The sequence below is a fragment of the Bacillus cereus genome (assembly GCF_015071065.1).
In the GTDB taxonomy this organism is placed as follows: domain Bacteria; phylum Bacillota; class Bacilli; order Bacillales; family Bacillaceae_G; genus Bacillus_A; species Bacillus_A cereus_BA.
Genome location: NZ_VOVA01000008.1, coordinates 21067 through 39398 on the forward strand (window position 1 = coordinate 21067; position 18332 = coordinate 39398).

Below are 18332 nucleotides of genomic sequence, written 5' to 3' on the forward strand. Positions count from 1 at the left end.
ACACTAACAATTGATAGAAAAGTAGGCATACTAAAGAAGCCTATTAAAATCTGATTTTTTCGCTAGGCAATTAGATTTATTTTAACGATATTTGCTTAACTTATATTTCGGTGATACCTTTAACCTACAGACAGCTGCACACCTCTAAGAATACCTCACCCAGTTCTTGTTGTTGTAAAATCAGTAGCATATAATCAATTAAAATAATGTAACAACCCACATTAACAACAAAAACATCAAAAAAGACATTCCAAATATGGAACGTCTTCTTTCACTTTATAAAACCATTCAATAATCCGAAATATTCTAATTAACAAAATCACACATTTAACGAAAGAAATTAGTTAATTGCATAACGCTCTTCTAACTTTTCTTGCGAAATTTAGTGGATCATCAACGTCTTCGATATTAACGTAAATCAAATTTGGATCATCACATAACCACTCATTGTGTATAGACGAAACGATTATTCCTTGTTTAATAATGGTAGCAACAAATCCATTGACTTCTTTTTGCAAGAGCGCTACCCGCCCTAGACATAATGCCCGTCCAGTTTTATTATCTCTCGATTCGAATGAGAAGGAAGTTGTTACTCTAAAACGTTTTCCTAAGATAGTTGCTTGTATTTCATCCCGATTTATTGTTGCCACGCATTTTCCACCGGCGAATCCTTCTTGACCGCCGATAATTCTTGCAAACTGTTGACAAATTAATTCATCATTAAACGCCATACCTTTAATCATCCCCCCTTTTACTGTTAGGTTATGAATGAATACGTCGGTCTGAAACGGTAATGAATCTATTCAATTACAAAAAAGATGATGGCAATCTACCAAAATCTATTAACTCAATTATTCTTGATCATTTGAATTAACTCGGCTATTATATGGTAAGACATTTTTAGAGAGCATAAAAAAGACACCCTAAGGTGCCATCCTCCGACTTGAGAATCATATCTATGTATGGAGAAATTTAGAAAAGACAAATACAAAAGGGGAGCTTCTAACTATAATTTATAGAGCTCTTATGCCATGAATTACTTACATACATATTTCCTTATTTACCGGAAGAAGAATTCCCGTTATATTATTTTCTGATCAGTCTCGTTAAAGCCATCCCAAGAAATCCAGCACCCATTCCTATTAGCCATCCAGTTTGGGCGTTACCTAACATAGATCCCACTCCTCCACCAAGAAACATGCAGCCAACGAATACTAATCCTCCAATTCCCCAATTCGGCCGTTCCATAGTTCAATCACATCCTTTCAATAAAACATATGCTTTTAGTTATCTAAACTTTCTCGCATAAGATAGTTAATTATTTTGCTTAGATTTAGCACTTTCAGGGAATTCATAAGATGCGGAGATTGAGCCATTTGAATGGATTGTAGAAGAAGAATTTAATTTTTTATATTATAATAATTTAAGAGTTGTAGAACAAATGCTTCTTCAACTAACCAACTAATAGAAGCCTGGAGATTTTCCACAATTGGGGGCTCATCCCATTGCTATCAAGTTAAGAAAAGCAAATACCCCCCAAAACGAAAATTATATGCATCATTGACTACTGTTCATGAGACGTTATGTTAACCTCACATGAATATCCTATTCATCCAAATTTGCACAAAGTTGTCCTTGCTGATGGTACAATTAAAGCCATGGAGGGTATTATGGTAATTTTTTATGTAATAACATTATTACTTATAAACGGCACTGCAATATTCTTATTTTTCTTGTCTGTTTCACCAAAAATTAAGGCTAAAAACCTATCATCAATAATGGTCTGTTTAGGGATAAATCTAATCACAAGTCCAGCGGCTTTTCTTATAGGTGGGATAGCTGATTATGCAGGTGTGGTGGCTAATTATGGAGCTTATTTTGCGGGTGAGTCGGCAACAGCCCCTCCTCTAGTTAGTCGTGCACTTTATTTTTCGGGAGGATTTCTCTTCATTCAGGGAATACCGCTTCTCATACTACTTGCAGCTTTTTGGAAGTTTGCAAGAGCAAAGAAAACAAAACAAGTATAGAAGAACATAATGAATGAGTGGATATCTTTTTAGAGTAAGGATCCGCTTTTTTCTTGCTACCAATAATAGGACGTTATGTCATAGAATGGAGTTAATATTAGAACACTGTGAGGATGATTACGTTGATAAAATTTGTAATTAGTTATGCTGCAAGTCTGTTTGCTTTTATTTTCGGATGGTTCTTGATTTCATATATTTTTCATCCTAGCTTTATTCACCCGAACGTTGTATTAGGATTCATTAAAACTATCGTCACTTATGGTAGTATACCAGCTCTTATAGCTTGTCTAATTGGGGAAGTGTTATACAGGAAAATCAAACGATGTAGAGAATTTCAATTTGGAATTCCTGTATTTATAGGACTAGCAGTTATCTATACACTTATACCATTTCTTTTTCTTTTTCCTTTTAATTTTTCGCATTTCTTTGATTTCGTTGCACCTGTTATTATGGGGTACTTAGCTTTTTATTTAGTACGTAGAAAAATATAATTAACTTCCGTTAACGATAATTATGTAAATAAGCTGTCCATATGGGCAGCTTATTTAATTTTTTCAAATACGCGATATTTTATTTGTCGATATTTTTTTAATCTTCATTATTGATTTCTATTGTACCCGTTCTAGCACTAACCTTTAAAATATTTAACAGATTATCAGGTGTCTTGATTTCCACTTCATATTCAAATTTAGATTGTGCTAAGTTGTCATCTTCTAATTCGAATTCTTTTTTCACATTAATAATTTCTCCATTTGTATGAGCTAAAGAAATTTCACGAACTTGTTTCTCTGTGTAGTTGTCATTCTTTTTTGCATAATTGTAACCCATACCATAATATCCACCAATAATAACGATACTGATTACTAAAATAGAAATTACACTTATAATTATTTTCTTTTTATGTTTTAACATTTTCATCCACTCCTTAATGATTAATCATTTATTCCAAATCTTGCTTCAAGTGCATTTTCTGCTTGCTCTAATTGATCTTCAAGTATATCTTGTTCTCTTTCTTGTATTTGATATTGTTCAACAGTTATCGTTCCAGCGTGATAACCTGCTTCTAGTTGATCATCAGATAAATCTATCTTTTCATCTAATTGGTCAATTTCTTTTTTTGCTGCTAAGTACGTATTTAAGTTATCTTCTTTTGCTCCAACTGGTTTCGTGTTATTTGTCTTTTCTACCATAGATGCGACTTCGTTTTTGAAATCTTGTGTTTGCTTAGTATCATTCATGGCAGGCCCTGTTTTGTGTAGTTCTTGTTGTAGTTGAGCACCTTCTTTTTGTAATTTATCGTTTTCTATTTTCAGTTGTTGTACTTCTGTATCGTTATCAGCTTGAGTAGAACAAGCTGTTAAGAATACACAAGACATTGCTCCAATCATCATCCATTTTCCCATTATGTTCTCCTCCCTTTACATGTGCACCTTATCCATGTCTTTATATTACTGAACAAACATTAAAGGAAGATTAATATGCAAAAAATAAAATGATATAATTAAATAGTTTCTAATCTTTCTTTAATGTCTTGGAATTATAGTGATACATATAAAGTGAAACTTTAATCAGCCCTCACCAATCGGGCGTTTACGGGCAGTTAATGCGGGATAAATAAGAAGAAAAGGAGAATGTTAATGCGAGTTCTTATTGTTGAAGATGAACAAGACTTACAAAATATATTGGTAAAACGATTAAATGCAGAATATTATAGTGTCGATGGATGTGGGAATGGAGAAGATGCCTTGGATTATATAAGCATGGCTACCTACGATTTGATTGTGCTTGACATTATGATTCCCGGAATAGATGGTTTACAAGTATTACAAAGATTACGCGCGGACAATAATACAACCCCTGTCTTGCTTCTTACAGCTAAAGATGCAATTGATGATCGCGTAACAGGACTCGACTTAGGTGCGGATGATTATTTAGTAAAGCCATTTGCTTTTGATGAACTGTTAGCAAGAATTCGAGTGTTGATGCGAAGAAAAACAGGAAATACATCTAATGTGTTTGAAATCGCTGACCTAGTGGTGGATTGCAATATGCATAAAGTAACAAGGGGAGATCGAGTTATCAATCTTTCCAGTAAAGAATTTGCTATTTTAGAATATATGATTCGTAATAAAGAAGTTGTGTTGACACGAGATAAAATTGAGCAACATGTGTGGAATTACGACTATGAAGGTGGCTCGAATATTATTGATGTTTACGTCCGCTATCTTCGTAAAAAAATTGATAGCCAGTTTGAAACGAAGTTAATTCATACAGTACGAGGCACTGGTTACGTATTGCGAGTAGAATCATGAAAAGACTATCAATAAAAATGAGAGTGACCCTGTGGTATACGGGGCTAGTTGTAATTATTATGGCACTCGTGTTAGCTTTTATTTTAACTTCTTCAGATAAAGTTTTGCTTTTTAATATGAAAAATCAATTGAAGAGCACAGTAAAAGAAAGCATTGAAGATATCGAATATAAGCATGGACGGTTAGAAATTGACGATGATTTTCAAAGCTTAGAAGATGGAGTAAACATCCTCATTTATAGTGAGCAAGGTGAGCTGCTGGCAGGACATATTCCAACAAGATTTAATAAAACGGTATCGCTTAAATCCGATGAAATACAAACCATTAAAGATGGTAATAAAGAATGGATAGTATATGATTTTCTCCATAATGTAGGTGGCGATGAGCAAGTCTGGGTTCGTGGAATAATGACCATGAATCAATTATCATCAACCATGAATACGCTTATTGTGGTAACACTCATCTCATTTCCATTACTTATTATCATTGCGGCAGTGGGAGGATATTTTATTACGCAAAGAGCGTTTCGACCTGTGCAACAAATGAGTGATTCAGCCAGTGAAATTGGTGATGGGAAAGACCTTTCGAAGAGAATTAATTTACAAGGTTCATCGAAAGACGAAATGTATCATTTAGCACAAACCTTTGACAAAATGTTTGAGCGATTGGAGACATCATTCGAAAGTGAAAAACAATTTACATCTGACGCATCTCATGAATTAAGAACACCAGCATCTGTTATTATTTCGCAATGCGAATACGCTTTATCGCAGAGGAATAATTCGAAAGAAATGGAAGAATCGTTAGAAGTAATTTTAAGGCAATCGCGTAAAATGTCCACGTTAATCTCGCAACTCTTATTATTAGCACGAGTTGACCAAGGAAAGCATAATACTTTTCAATTTGAATGTATCAATATGAGTGAATTAACGGAAATCGTTGTAGAAGAGCTTTCATTAATGGTGCAAGAAGCTTCGATTGATATAACAACTAATATAGAGGAAGACCTGCTTATTAAAGCAGATCAAACATTGATGATGCGTTTATTAATGAATTTACTAACGAATGCGATTACTTATAGCAAAGCGAACGGCATTGTGAATATGCAACTGTACCGTGATGAAACCAATATAATAGGTAAAGTCTCCGATAATGGCATAGGCATCAGCGAGCAACATATTGCGAAAATATGGGACCGCTTCTATCGAGTTGACGCAGCACGAACATCTTCAAACAATGGAAACACAGGTTTAGGATTGTCGATGGTAAAATGGATTGTCGAACTACACGGAGGAGAAATTACCGTTGAAAGTGAATTAGGAGAAGGCAGTACTTTTACATTTAAACTACCAATTGAAAAATGAGCATAGTGTATGCTCGTCTGTAGCTTCAGAATAAAGATTGATTCAAAGGCTCTCGTCAATCCTTATATAAAAGTAACTGACGCATTTTAAACATCATAAATGAACAGAGTAAAATACGAATGAGTTGCCCGTACAAATGGTATTCTAGGAGTCCTTTCTTGATTTCTTTGCACTTGCGAATTTGAAAGAAAGATTTCCATGCTTTGAACAAATTTTCAATTTTATCGTTTTGGACAACCTGTTCCGTTAAATTGATATACATGTGGAAAAAACGATCGAAATAAAACCCCAGAAATCCAAAGGTCTCTGGGGCTTCATTATATATTTAGCTCTTTTTGCTTTTTGTTTTGTTTATGTCTATACAGCAATTTTCGACTTATTAGAGAAATCACTAATAAGGCCAGGATCAGTACGAAAAGTTGCATAAATGATAAATCAAAATATTTAGCACCTGTAACTATTAAAAGTGTAGAAATCGTACCTTTTACAATGAAAAAAATAACAATCCATAATCCGCCCTTTTTCCAGTTCATTTTTATTTTCCCTTTCCTACGTTTAAATTCTTGAATGAGACACCTTAATAGAAATCTATTATATTAACAAAAAATTCCTGTCTAATTAAATGCAACGATTCTATATTAAGTGAAAATGATATTCATTGTCAATTTTATTCACTTTTTAATTCTGATCGTCTCCATAATGTGACGATTTGAATATCCGTTTTATTTCATCTCGATCTCTTTCCGCTTTGTTCCTTATCGGCTTCAAACAAAAAACACCTCCATTAAATTTGCACACTTAGTATGCGAATTCAGGAGGTGTTTTTTCATGTACCACTATTCGTGTTCACTTCAAGCAAGATTGCTATTTACTAGTATACGATAACTGGATCATACGTGTTTAAACTATCATACACAGTTTTTGCAACATTAGGAAGAAGGTTAACACACCCGCCTGATCCCCCTGTTAAATAGGCATTATTTGCCCAGTTTGTTCGCCAGCCGGCATCATGGAATCCTTGACCGCTATTTGTGAATGGAACCCAGTAATCTACCTTAACGGCATAATCAGCTTTACCTACTGCGCTGCCTTTCAGCGTGTATGGTGTTCGTTTATATAGGACGTACCACACACCTGGTGATGTATCTTCACTCGTGCTATGTTTACCGGTTACTACATTTGTTGTAACTACTAATTTTCCATCTTTGTAAACCCAAATTTGTTGCTCTGCAATTGAAACTTCCGCATACGTGTCTCCGATGCCATTATTCGATGTTGTTTCATAACCGATACCTTCCTTCTCCCAACCATTTCCGTGAATATTAGAAGCAGAAAGCGATTTTTCGCCTTTCTCAAAGGCTTGTTGAACTTGTTTTGTTTCTTTTTCAACATCTAGTGCCCAGCCATAGCCCTGTCCCTTTACTTGTATAACTGAACCGGAATGGGTTTTAAATGTGAAATCTTTATTTAATGTCGATTTAGCATTATTAATTTCAGCAATCTTATTCTTAATGTCGCTCGCATCGATTGTAACTTTCATATCCTTTGACATAGAGGCATTTTGAATTAAATCTTTCGCTTTTAAAGGATGCACTTCATTCTGCACTTTATAATCAACGGACTGTTGAAGAAGATTCTGTAGTGCTTTCTCCTCTTTTTTGACAATCGGATCATCTTCTTTAATAGGCTTTATGTATGCAGACTTCAGATGAATTTCGCTTTTATACTTCTGCTTGTCGTAATCTTTCAGTAGACTAGTAATGTCATACTGTTTTCCTTCCACGCTTTTCGAGATAATAACTTTTCCTTGTTCGAGCTTCGCCATAGCATCTTGAGGTGCTTTTAATTTTTCATTCATAGAGACGAGCTTTTCTTCTACAAGTTTTTTCATCGTTTCACTACGATACTGATCCGCCTTTTCCGGTAGCAATGAATAATTTTTTTCCTTTGAGGAAGGGAAAAATGTCCACTGGCTTTTTAATAGTTTCTTAACTTGAGGCAAATCTTTTTCCGTAAGTTCCGTTTTTGTATCTTTTTCATCTAAAATTTGTTGTTGATCGACATAGACTTTGTTTGCTAGTCCAGATGTTTTTAATTTCTGTATTGCCTGATCTGCGCTCAGACCACCGACTTTTGTGTCGTTAATCGTAACATTCGAATTGAAGTGAGTTGCCTGATAATAACTCATTCCCCCAATGAGAAGTACAATTATACCCACACCCGCTGCGATAAGCTTCCAATTCGTAAAACGTTTGCTTGATCTTACCCGTTTTTTATCAACTTCTTCAACTGATTCATTTATTGTATTGTTGTTCATCAATCTTTCCCCCGTATACATTAACGTCAATTAATTTCAAACCAAAACCATTCACTAGTGTACCTTATTTTTCCTGAAATTTCATTATTTTTGACCAGATTTTATCGCATTTAATTGATCAAATTTAGATTTTTTAATAGAACGAGACATCCCGGAAGAAGCCACAAAGTTGAGTACCCTATGCATATGCTTTTATTTGGATAACTTTTCCCCGGTAACAATCTCAAACAAAGCGGCTGCATTTTTCTCTGTTAATTGAGCATACCGATTATCTTCCGCCACTATTTCTACTTTTTCCTTATTAGGACTAATCCAAATTTGATATACCACAGCTTTCGCCTCTATTTTCGGATTTTTAAACTGAAAAATAAATCGGTACTCAGCTGAACGAGACATTTCCATTTTTTTATTTTCAAAATGAGTATCATTTAGTATTTTCTTTACTTGCCGAACTTGCTTATTTTCTGTAACTACATTCAAATCTTCATATGTATCATCATCAACACGTTTTTGAACTTCGATTGTTTGTTCTTCATTTCCAATAATATTTGAACAGCCGGTTACTATGAATATACATATGGTGATAAAAACTAAAAATAAATTTCTAATTCGCATATTAATCCATCTCTCTCGCGTTTCAATAATTCCATTATATAACAAAAAACATTAAAAGTTCAGAACATGTTTTAAACTAAATTAAGCGAAGTAAAGGAAGTCCTTTGACTTCCCTTACTTCGCCTTTTAAGATTAATGAGGTTTTAGTGAATAGGTTACACATGAGGGCTCACCAATTAACAATTCACTATTTTTTATATAATTGTAATTATAGTTTTTTTTGACATTTGATCATTATAAATTTAAATGGAGGCTTACTTTCCATATTCTTATGTGGCTCAACAATTTCCGTACATTCGATCAGTCCATATTTTTCAAAGTCTTGTTTTACTGAGTTAGCATCATAAAAGTACATTTTTACCCCTTCCATTATCTCGAAGTAGTCTTTACCCAGTTGTTTTCCCTTTCCAAACATTGGGGCTTCTTTTGAAATAGTAGTAAAAATCATATATCCGTTTGGTTTTAGCTGACTATAGCAATCTTTAATAAACTTCTCTCTCTCATCCTTATTCAATAAGTGAATAAGTGCATAACAAAATATACCATCATACAGTTTGTTACCAAAAGGCATATCCGTTACTGAACCATGGAAGAAATTAGCATTAAGTTCATTTTGTCTTGCCAATTCAATCGCTGTTTTTGAAATTTCAATACCTGTTACATGTATTCCGTTATCAATAAAAACCTTTGCATTTCTACCATATCCAATACCAGGAATCAATATATCCTTCACTTTCTTTTCAAGGAAAAAGTCCTTCGTCAAAATTGCGGAGTCTGAAGGTTCAAATCCCCACATCATTTGATTTTCTATAAAACTTGCTTCCCAAAATTCTGTCATATCTCAATCTCCTTTATAAATATTAGCTCTCTTTTTTAAAAATCTACTGTTGCCTATGTAACTCTTGTGTTTGGACATACCATAGTCATGCCCTCTTTCATTGCATGTAGCAACGTTATCGCATATTCACGAAATTGTATCAAATTTCAACATTAATTAAAAACAAAAAGCATTGGATACCCAATGCTTTTTCACACTTACACAAACAGAGACGTATTCGCATATAAAGCTGGCGAGCCACCTGAATGTACGAATAAAATGTTGTCTTCTTTATTAAATTTACCTTTTCTAATTAAATCGATTAGTCCCGCTACTGCTTTACCTGTATAAACTGGATCAAGTAAAATACCTTCTGTTTTCGCAAGCAACTGAACGGCTTCAACCATTTCTGGTGTTGGTAGCGCGTAACCAGGTCCTACATATTCATCGAAGCACGTAACTGCTTCGCGCGAAATAAAGTTTGGAATACCAACGTGAGCTGAAGTTTCATCTACAAGTTTTGCTACTTTCTCTTCTTGCTCCGCTTTTCCTCTACTTACGTTAATTCCGATTACAGGGATGTTGCTTTGCGTTCCAGAAAAACCAGTAATTAAACCAGCATGCATACCAGCGCTACCACTTACACAAACAACTGAACTGAAATCAATTCCTTGCTCGAATGATTGAGCCATAATTTCTTGCGCACAAGCAATATATCCCATTGCGCCAGTAGGGTTTGATCCACCAACTGGAATTACATATGGTGTATTACCTTTTTCACTTACTTCTTGCGCTACTTTATGCATCTCTTCCATAAGGTCTGTTCCGTTTGGTACAACAATTACATTTTCAGCACCTAATAAATGATATAAGAAATAGTTACCGTTAAAGTCGGGCTTCTCTTCTGGCTCAAGCCCTTCTTCTAACACAAGAATACATTTCATCTTTTCTTTTACCGCCGCTGCAAGTGTTAGACGGCAATGGTTTGACTGAATACCACCAGCTGTAATTAACGTATCTGCACCTTTTGCCTGTGCGTCCGCAACTAGAAACTCTAACTTTCTCGTCTTATTACCACCAGCTGTTAAACCAAGTAAATCATCTCGTTTAAAATAAATAGTTGGCCCACCAAGTACTTCAGAAAAATTGTTTAACTTTTCAATTGGTGTATATGATTCTGTATATTTTTTTCTCGGGAATTTAGCTAAATTCATCAATGACGCTCCTTTTGTACTTCTTTCACAATATATGTAACGATACTATTATTACATGTAAAAATGATGAAGTCACCTTTCTGGACTAAAATTGTTAATGTAATTTCATTTCGGTACATGAAATTTATATCGACTTACCGAAAAAACAAAAAGAGCCCACTCATTAAAAAGTAGGCCCTTTCCAATCACTTATTTGTGGAAAAACGAAGAAGCTGCGTTAAACCCGGCTGTAAATTCATCTCTCCTTTATGACGTACATATATGATTTTGTCTCCGTCAAATTTTGGAGGATTTGCTTTATTATACGTATGCCATTCATTCGTTCCTTCTATAGCGTACTCCATATATTCAGTTGCCCCGACAATTACGTTTTTACTATCATCCGCAGTTACATCTGGTGCCATTTGTGCGATTTTCGCATCACTAATTAATAAATTCTTTATGCCCTTATCACGTTTATAATCATAAGCTGTTACGACAACATCGTTACCATATGCTTTCACTTGTAATCCTTGTTTGAAAGAAGATCCATCCGGAGCATGAATCTCGCCGCCATTTGGACCAGCCGACATCCAGCCTGTCTCAATTCCGCCCGTATTTACAACCGTAAATCCTTTTTCGTCTCCGCCTGCAATTTTCTTTTTACCAGCCCAATCTGGTAAATTTAAATCCCAATGCGTATGACTAGTAAAGAAAACTACTTGCGGGTATTCTTTTAAAATATCGTACAATTTATCAACATTTAAATAATCTTGTAAGTAAGGTGATTGTCTTGATCCAGATACAGAATCAGGTAAAACGTGATGAGAGAAAATGAAAATTGGCTTATTCTTATCTTTTTGGCTGTATTCTTCTAAATTTTGTCTGAGCCAACCTAATTGTTCATCACTTAAATACACTTGATCTGACATTTTTGAATCATGGTACCTCATATATTTTTCTGTCCCTAAAAATAAAAGCGGATAACCGTCTAATTCTTTTTTATGGTACACCTTTTCTTGTCCGCTAAATTTTAAATATCGATTAAATAGTGTTTCTTCCGCTACACCATTTGGCCATGTACTTTGAGATAACTTCCCATCCGCCGTCCATTTCCCAGCGTAAAACTCATGATTTCCAACAGTTGACCATACATTTTCCGGGAGCTTATTTTTGTTTAACACACGCTTTACATCATCATACTGCGACTGCTGTCCAGTTGGCGTTATATCCCCATTCATAATAAGCGCTCTGGAAAGTGGCGTCACTTTGTTCATATCTTTTAATACGTGATCAAAATCCCCTAAGTCCCCTTGAATGTCACTAATAACATTAAAAGTTGTAGCTGATTTTCGGACTTGCTCTTGCTCTTTCCCTTCCGCATGCATCGAAAGTGTCGGTAATAAAGCTGCCATAGCAGCCAATGAAGCTATTGTCTTTTTCATACAAATTCTCTCCCTAATAATAGAATGTATAAACTGACATGTTCTGCGTTCTCTTAGGTGCTTGTCCAATTCATATTATAAGGAGGGATTGTAAAGATAGATGGAGTAAAAATTTAAGTATTTTTTAAGAGATTTTGTCTTTTTTACACTATCCATTAAACAAGTGGCGTCAATTTTTCTATTTACCTATTACTATTAAATGAGTGTAAAATTATACGATCAATCTCTTAGTTTGATATGTTGTGTTTTAATCTATTTTACATAATCTCAATAAAATAATTTACCTTTTCAAATTTTCTTCATTTAATCCTAACAACTCCCGTAAAATAAAACGTCCATCTTTTCTAATCATTACGTCATCGAACCAAATTTCACCCCCGCCGTACTCCGGCCTTTGAATATTTACTAAATCCCAATGTATCGCTGATTTATTGCCGTTGTCTGCACCTTGTAACGAATCTCCAATTGCTAGATGAAAACTACCATTTATTTTTTCATCAAATAACGTATTATTCATCGGATGTAATATATAAGGATTAAAAGCTAGTGCAAATTCTCCAATATATCTGGCTCCCTCGTCCGTATCAAGAATTTGATTTATTCGCTCTGTATCATTTGCATATGCCTCTATTATTTTCCCGTTCTTAATGTGTAACTTTATATTTTGAAACGAATAACCTTGTTGAACGGATACTGTATTGAAAGTTACTACTCCATTTACTGAATCTTTGACAGGTGCTGTATATATTTCACCATCAGGTATATTATCTATACCATCTCCTTTTAATACACCCATTCCTTCAATTGCAAATTTCAAATCCGTACCTTCCCCAATAATCCTCACTCGTTTTGTCTTTTCCATTAATCCTTTTAACGGCTCCATTGCTTTCGACATTTTATTGTAATCTAATGTACAAACATCATAATAAAATTTCTCATAAGCCTCAGTACTCATATTCGCTTCTTGCGCAGAAGCTGCATTCGGAATTCGAGTTGTCACCCATCTTGTTTTATACACAGCTTCACTATGGGCCTTTCCAAATATCTTTTGATATAATTTCATTTTTTCTGCTGGTACATCCGCTAATTCATATGCATTTCTCGGACTGCGGAGATTAATATATACTTGCATCTTACTTAAACGGTAACACTCCCAATCTGCAAACAACTGAAATTGTTCTTCAGATCCTGACAAAATCAATTGTCTCGTAACAGAAACGTCGCGCATTGATACATGCGCATATCCTCCTGCTTTTTCCACAGCCTTAATAATTTCACGAACTACTATAGGATCTATTTCAGTAACACTTTGAATTAATACTTGGTCACCAGGTTGCACTTTAGTAGAATGGTTGACTAGCACATCTGCTAATTTAGATAATTCCCGCTTCATTACGCCCCTCATCCCTTCACTGCCGTTTCAATAACTTAATAAAAAAAGAGAACTACTCTCTTCAATCATTTCTTTTCTCCATCCAAACAATAAATCATTAGAAATATAACGTATAAATTCCATAAACTAGGTACTACAGCCACACTAAAGTAAAGAGTCCCTGGTAATAACCAAGATCCGCAAAGTATCATCAAAATAGTTTTCCTAACAAGTACTACAATAACTGCTAAAAAAGAAGGAAGTAAAAAATGGGAGGATTAATGGGCGTAATGATTGGTATCATGATACCTCAAAACGGATTGTATATCATTGTAATACTATTAATGATATTGTTTACAACCACTTGGGTTACCATGAATCGACGAATTCGTAGTCAACCTGTAGAGTAGAATCTACTCCCTTATTTTTAGGTGGCGTCACTGCTATCATTCTCTTGTTAATCATATTTCTCAATTGCCACTGTGCATCAGTTTGATACAATTATATTGGATGGGAGTCCAATATATATTATTAAAATTAAGATGGTTCAAGTCGGAGGAAGGCACCTTAGGGTGTCTTTTCTTTATTTTCAAAAGGACCTGCTCCATTTATGCGTAAAAACATAAAGTAAATTGAATCCGTTAAAATACATGAGTGAATCCTAGTTTTCCCCTCCCATTAAAGGAGGAACTATTATGGGCTTTGGTGGTAGTTGCAGTAGTTGTGGCGGCGGCTTTGCTTTATTAGTAGTATTATTTATTTTATTAATCATAGTTGGAGCTAGCTGCTTCTGCTAAAAAAACTATCAGAAAAGACATTCATATATATGAGTGTCTTTTCTTTATGCGTTAAAAATCCCAGCTATTCCCATAGGTAAACTATATGTGATTTTGCACTTGTGCACGATTGAATTATAACGGAAACTCCTAATCTTCGTTATACCTCCACAGTAATAATTTTACGTACTATACAACTGCACATTCAGAAGACAATAATGTTGAGACATTTTCATCTTAAAAAAATGAGCCCATAGTAAAAACAACCTTAAAATAGGCATACGAACAAGGTGCATCATCTAGTGATAGTTCATATTTTGTTGGTGTACGTATTGAACTTAGTTTATAGCGCTAGTTCTACTTAGATTTAACGAACAGAAATATAGGAAAGCATCGATGGGGTTTTAGTTTATAAACGGAGGTCATGAAAATGAATCAGTTTCAACAAGAACTACAAGCGTTAAGCCTTAATGATTATCAGTCTGAAAATGTTGTGTATTGGGACCAGCAAAACCAATATCCATATTACTATATTGAAGGTGATGCTCGTCGCTGTGGCGGTTGTGGTCGTTGTGGCGGTTGTGGTGGTCGTTGTGGTGGTGGTGGATTCCGTTGTGGTGGTGGTGGATTCCGTTGTGGTGGATTCCGTTGTTTTGGTTGCTTCGGTTGCTTTAATTGTGGTGGTTGTGGTGGTTGCGGTGGTTGCGGTGGTTGCTCTAATTGTTTTGATGGTTTTGATGGTTTTAATGGTACTACTGTAACATTTGGATAAAGTTTGATTAGACATGTTTTAAAAATCCTTATTTAGTGAGAACCGAAAAGAATTCATTTTGAATAAAGTTTGAACAAAAACAGAGTAATTATTGTGGATTAGTGTACAAATTTTCCAAAAAAGTCCGATTAAATGTTTTCAAGAAACTTGCTACAGCAATATTTTCTTTAAAAAGCCCCTCATGGTACGACTTTCTTATAAACGTCGCATCTTTTTTCAAAGCATCGTGACTTTATTTCAAACCCACATATTTAACGGATATAAAGTAGATCTATCAGACTTACCTTTATATAATGAAGAATTTTTCTAAGTGTTTTTCCAGGCGTGTAACTTTATAAAATATAAAAACACCATTTCAAAATAATTTAAAATGGTGTTTTTATATTAATCAACCATTTTTATATACAAACAATAGAATACTTTATTAAGAAGCAGGATATTCTAAAACAATCCAAAGTGCATCGTTTTCATACTGTACCCGTTTTGAAGATACTAAATAATGATGCGAACTATTAATAAAATCAGTAGCTCGGACTATCACTGCGGAATCTTGACCCTCCTTTAATATTGTATGAGGTAATAGCCTAGCTAAATCCTCTTCCTCAGAGGAAGTCCATTTGTTTTCTTTCCAACAAACTAGCACAAAAATTGCATTCATTAATCTTAAAAGATATATTACTTCTACATTTTCATTCTCATATAAATCGGGTTCTTTCCCAAATGGCTTACTTGCTAAAAAAACTTTCGGATTCGCTATTCCTAAAAACGGCATACTCATCATAGCGCCTAACTTTACATACGAACCCAAGAACAAGTTATATTTACTTGTTGCTTCTGAATTTTCTCCTATAATATATTTCGCATTCCGCTTCAACAAATTAGAACTTTTTTCCTTTCTCATACTATTGTATAAGATTTTCATTACCAACTTGCTTTTTTGGTGATAACGGTATTGCCTTCCCATCAATTCTCCTAATATCCTCAATTTATAAAAAGAAATTATACATTAAAAAGACTATAAACAAAGGGGTTAAAAATCCCTTTGGGAATATTTAATAAAATAACGTATGAATCCATCACAAGGAAAAGAAGCTAACAATACATTGTTAGCTTAAAGCCAAATAGTATCTTTCCTTATCTTCTACTATCTAGATTGTGATTTAATATTTGTAAGATGAGCATCGAACATATCAATTATTTCAAGAAATCTATCAGCTTCACGAAAAACATGGTCTGCTAATAATGGATGAATGATACTCTTTATTTTACATTGCTCAATTAAATCACGTGCCGTTTTCTTAAAATCCCGAAGAGATGTGACTGACACACGATTTTGATCTAAAAATTGATCTAAAAGAGGCACTGTTTGAGATTGTGGTTTCATAGATTCTAAGTCAATTGCTTGATACATCAATTCATCAAAATCATTGCTAAAATTCCGGGCTGTATCTACAAGCTTTCTTTCCGATGGATCAAGAAGATGACCAATAAATTTAGCATGGTCTGCCATAATCCTTAAAAAGAAAACATTTTCTTTAATAATAGCATCAGGAAGGGCATCTAATTTCCCTTCATTTAATTCAATTAAACGTTTTCTAAAATAATCAGCCTCCCTACTTGTATGGTCAACTAACAGTGGGAAATTATTTTGTCCTGGCAATTTACACGTGAGAATTAATCCTAAAATTTTTCGTTTAAATCCCCAAATATTAGTTGCAGCTTGTTGTACTTCTGAATTAAATCTTTTTATTTGCCCAGGATCTGTTTCATTTGTATAGGAATACGCTATTTGTTCGATATGTTCAAACAATCGATAAAATTGATTAGCTTCTTCGATTAATTGGGTATCCTCACATCTAAACCCCAATCGAAGAAAAGAAGAATGTTCCTTCATGATTCTAGACCAAAAACGAATTTCATTTAATGATCGTTCAACAAACATTACAGACGTAACACCCGTATCAGGATGTAATGAGGTTTCATCCCTATTCATTCTTAATCCCCCCAGTAAATACTAAGCTAGTTCCATTCTTATGAGTAAATATATATAAAAATACCATCAATAAAAGTTCATGATGAATAATGATAAATCTCGTATAGATGTAAAATTAACCTTACCTATCATTATCGATAGCCAAAAAAAGCTCACTCCTTATCTATTTTTATATAAGAAGTGAGATTTTCTTCTGAAGTTTTCCTGGCGCAACCTTAGCTTGATAGCGATGTGCAACTACCCCTATATAAACATTTAAATTATTCTTCGCAATCCCCTTATTTCCAATAGCAATATACATATCATTATACTTTCCTTCACTACATCTCATTTCCTTTTTTCATAAAAAAAGAGACACAGAGATTTCTCCCCATGCCTAATAATTATCTACTTCTTCACCGCATGAACATAATGTACCGTCTCAAAAGCTTCTAAATAATCGTTTCGTCCCTCAAAATATAATTTATTAATATCCTCTGGTGATAAGTGCTCATAAATGAGTAAGCCCGACTTCTCTAACAGTGCTTCCATTTCACCATAAGAATAACATGATTTCATCGGTTCTCCGCCTATCGCAGCCATTTTTACCATATTTTCAACTCGATTGGACAATCCTTTTTCTGTAAATAATTTTTCATCGGGATAATCGAAAACGATAGAACTTCCCTCTGGTACCATCTCAAATAAACATTCTATTAAACTGGAAAGTTCCTCTTTCGTTAAATAATACGTAACACCTAAAAGGCTAAAGAAAGTTTTTTTATTTTGAAATCCTTCATTGTGTAACTGTTCATAGGAAAATCCTTTCGTAAAATCCATCGAAACAAAATGAAGGTTATTTGGAATTTCAAATTCTGCTTCTTTCACTCTTACCTTCTTAGCCTGTTGCGTAGAAGGATGATCCACTTCAAATATTTCTATTTTATTTTCTAATTCTCGGTGTCTAAAACTGAACGTATCTAAGCCTGCCCCAAGTATGACGTATTGTTTTGCTCCTAGTGTAATTTCATGCAGTAATACTCTTTCACAATATGCAGCACGTGCTAAAGGTGTTGGTGATAACTGAACTTGCGTAATCCAGTTTAATATTTCTTTCGGATTGTCTTGAAACTGCTCTGCAATATCTTTATTGAAAAAATGTATCCCTTGAACCATATTCACTTCAATATTGTTACGTTCTTTTTGTGAAATTAAATCTTTAGCTACATAATCATCAAAGATTTTAGGACTATCAAATTCACTATGATATGCCCTTCCGAAAGCTGATACTAACGAAGTAATACTTGCTTCACCTTTTCTCACGCACATACACTCCTTCATTTTCACAAT

The 18332-nt window shown here is 34.3% G+C and carries 21 protein-coding genes and 1 pseudogene; 6 read left to right on the plus strand and 16 right to left on the minus strand.

Features of this window, described 5'->3' with window-relative positions:
- Positions 1-344: 344 nt before the first annotated feature.
- Together FT637_RS19020 and FT637_RS19025 are read right to left on the minus strand one after the other, a co-directional pair.
- A complete protein-coding gene (locus FT637_RS19020) occupies positions 345-743 on the minus strand; it encodes a DUF1259 domain-containing protein (protein WP_193647631.1) in 399 nt (132 codons plus the stop codon).
- A gap of 343 nt (positions 744-1086) precedes the next feature.
- The gene (locus FT637_RS19025) at positions 1087-1248 is read right to left on the minus strand and encodes a hypothetical protein (protein WP_029442740.1); all 162 of its coding nucleotides are present in this window, start codon (positions 1246-1248) and stop codon (positions 1087-1089) included.
- A 422-nt stretch (positions 1249-1670) separates the two neighbouring features.
- Between FT637_RS19025 and FT637_RS19030 the strand changes: the two genes are divergently transcribed.
- Together FT637_RS19030 and FT637_RS19035 are read left to right on the plus strand one after the other, a co-directional pair.
- Positions 1671-2027 (plus strand): hypothetical protein, encoded by a 357-nt coding sequence (locus FT637_RS19030; RefSeq protein WP_193647778.1) that lies wholly within the window; start codon positions 1671-1673, stop codon positions 2025-2027.
- 113 nt (positions 2028-2140) lie between these two features.
- Complete coding sequence (locus FT637_RS19035; protein ID WP_193647632.1) at positions 2141-2518, plus strand: hypothetical protein; 378 nt, start codon at positions 2141-2143, stop codon at positions 2516-2518.
- 97 nt (positions 2519-2615) lie between these two features.
- Here the strand turns inward: FT637_RS19035 and FT637_RS19040 are convergent, their stop codons facing one another.
- Both FT637_RS19040 and FT637_RS19045 read right to left on the minus strand, forming a co-directional pair.
- The gene (locus tag FT637_RS19040) at positions 2616-2939 is read right to left on the minus strand and encodes a PepSY domain-containing protein (protein ID WP_193647633.1); all 324 of its coding nucleotides are present in this window, start codon (positions 2937-2939) and stop codon (positions 2616-2618) included.
- A 20-nt stretch (positions 2940-2959) separates the two neighbouring features.
- Positions 2960-3430, minus strand: coding sequence for a hypothetical protein (locus FT637_RS19045; protein ID WP_193647634.1), 471 nt, complete (start codon positions 3428-3430; stop codon positions 2960-2962).
- A 234-nt stretch (positions 3431-3664) separates the two neighbouring features.
- Between FT637_RS19045 and FT637_RS19050 the strand changes: the two genes are divergently transcribed.
- Together FT637_RS19050 and FT637_RS19055 are read left to right on the plus strand one after the other, a co-directional pair.
- Entirely contained in the window at positions 3665-4339 is a 675-nt protein-coding gene (locus tag FT637_RS19050) for a response regulator transcription factor (protein WP_193647635.1), read from the plus strand.
- Complete coding sequence (locus tag FT637_RS19055) at positions 4336-5703, plus strand: sensor histidine kinase (protein ID WP_193647636.1); 1368 nt, start codon at positions 4336-4338, stop codon at positions 5701-5703. The genes FT637_RS19050 and FT637_RS19055 overlap by 4 nt, the downstream gene beginning before the upstream one ends.
- A gap of 61 nt (positions 5704-5764) precedes the next feature.
- Here FT637_RS19055 and FT637_RS19060 read toward each other — a convergent pair.
- The 8 genes and pseudogenes from FT637_RS19060 to FT637_RS19095 form a co-directional block, all read right to left on the minus strand.
- Positions 5765-5926, minus strand: a pseudogene (locus tag FT637_RS19060) (IS4 family transposase); the annotation flags it as partial.
- A 94-nt stretch (positions 5927-6020) separates the two neighbouring features.
- Positions 6021-6236: a hypothetical protein gene (locus FT637_RS19065; protein ID WP_193647637.1), complete on the minus strand. Its 216-nt coding sequence runs from the start codon at positions 6234-6236 to the stop codon at positions 6021-6023.
- 338 nt (positions 6237-6574) lie between these two features.
- Positions 6575-8020, minus strand: a complete 1446-nt coding sequence (locus tag FT637_RS19070; RefSeq protein ID WP_193647638.1) for a L,D-transpeptidase family protein — start codon at positions 8018-8020, stop codon at positions 6575-6577.
- 192 nt (positions 8021-8212) lie between these two features.
- Positions 8213-8635, minus strand: a complete 423-nt coding sequence (locus FT637_RS19075) for a hypothetical protein (protein WP_193647639.1) — start codon at positions 8633-8635, stop codon at positions 8213-8215.
- 208 nt (positions 8636-8843) lie between these two features.
- Positions 8844-9473 carry a class I SAM-dependent methyltransferase gene (locus FT637_RS19080; RefSeq protein WP_193647640.1) on the minus strand — a complete coding sequence of 210 codons (630 nt, stop codon included), beginning with the start codon at positions 9471-9473 and terminating at the stop codon, positions 8844-8846.
- A gap of 197 nt (positions 9474-9670) precedes the next feature.
- Positions 9671-10666: a D-cysteine desulfhydrase gene (locus FT637_RS19085; RefSeq protein WP_193647641.1), complete on the minus strand. Its 996-nt coding sequence runs from the start codon at positions 10664-10666 to the stop codon at positions 9671-9673.
- Between the two features lie 185 nt (positions 10667-10851).
- Entirely contained in the window at positions 10852-12090 is a 1239-nt protein-coding gene (locus FT637_RS19090) for a DUF4073 domain-containing protein (protein WP_193647642.1), read from the minus strand.
- A gap of 280 nt (positions 12091-12370) precedes the next feature.
- Positions 12371-13483 (minus strand): aminopeptidase, encoded by a 1113-nt coding sequence (locus tag FT637_RS19095; RefSeq protein WP_193647643.1) that lies wholly within the window; start codon positions 13481-13483, stop codon positions 12371-12373.
- 674 nt (positions 13484-14157) lie between these two features.
- Between FT637_RS19095 and FT637_RS19100 the strand changes: the two genes are divergently transcribed.
- Entirely contained in the window at positions 14158-14259 is a 102-nt protein-coding gene (locus FT637_RS19100) for a YjcZ family sporulation protein (protein WP_000505688.1), read from the plus strand.
- Positions 14260-14662: 403 nt separating this feature from the next.
- Positions 14663-15010 carry a heterocycloanthracin/sonorensin family bacteriocin gene (locus FT637_RS19105; RefSeq protein WP_193647644.1) on the plus strand — a complete coding sequence of 116 codons (348 nt, stop codon included), beginning with the start codon at positions 14663-14665 and terminating at the stop codon, positions 15008-15010.
- 424 nt (positions 15011-15434) lie between these two features.
- On the opposite strand, the gene FT637_RS29945 is transcribed toward FT637_RS19105, so the two are convergent.
- The 4 genes from FT637_RS29945 to FT637_RS19125 all read right to left on the minus strand — a co-directional run bounded on the left by FT637_RS29945 (position 15435) and on the right by FT637_RS19125 (position 18311).
- Positions 15435-15911: a hypothetical protein gene (locus FT637_RS29945; RefSeq protein ID WP_227493868.1), complete on the minus strand. Its 477-nt coding sequence runs from the start codon at positions 15909-15911 to the stop codon at positions 15435-15437.
- 243 nt (positions 15912-16154) lie between these two features.
- Positions 16155-17003, minus strand: a complete 849-nt coding sequence (locus tag FT637_RS19115; protein ID WP_193647645.1) for a DUF2935 domain-containing protein — start codon at positions 17001-17003, stop codon at positions 16155-16157.
- A gap of 169 nt (positions 17004-17172) precedes the next feature.
- On the minus strand, positions 17173-17334 hold the full coding sequence (locus tag FT637_RS19120) for a hypothetical protein (RefSeq protein ID WP_193647646.1): 162 nt from the start codon (positions 17332-17334) through the stop codon (positions 17173-17175).
- Between the two features lie 56 nt (positions 17335-17390).
- Complete coding sequence (locus tag FT637_RS19125) at positions 17391-18311, minus strand: class I SAM-dependent methyltransferase (RefSeq protein WP_193647647.1); 921 nt, start codon at positions 18309-18311, stop codon at positions 17391-17393.
- Between the last annotated feature and the right edge of the window lie 21 nt (positions 18312-18332).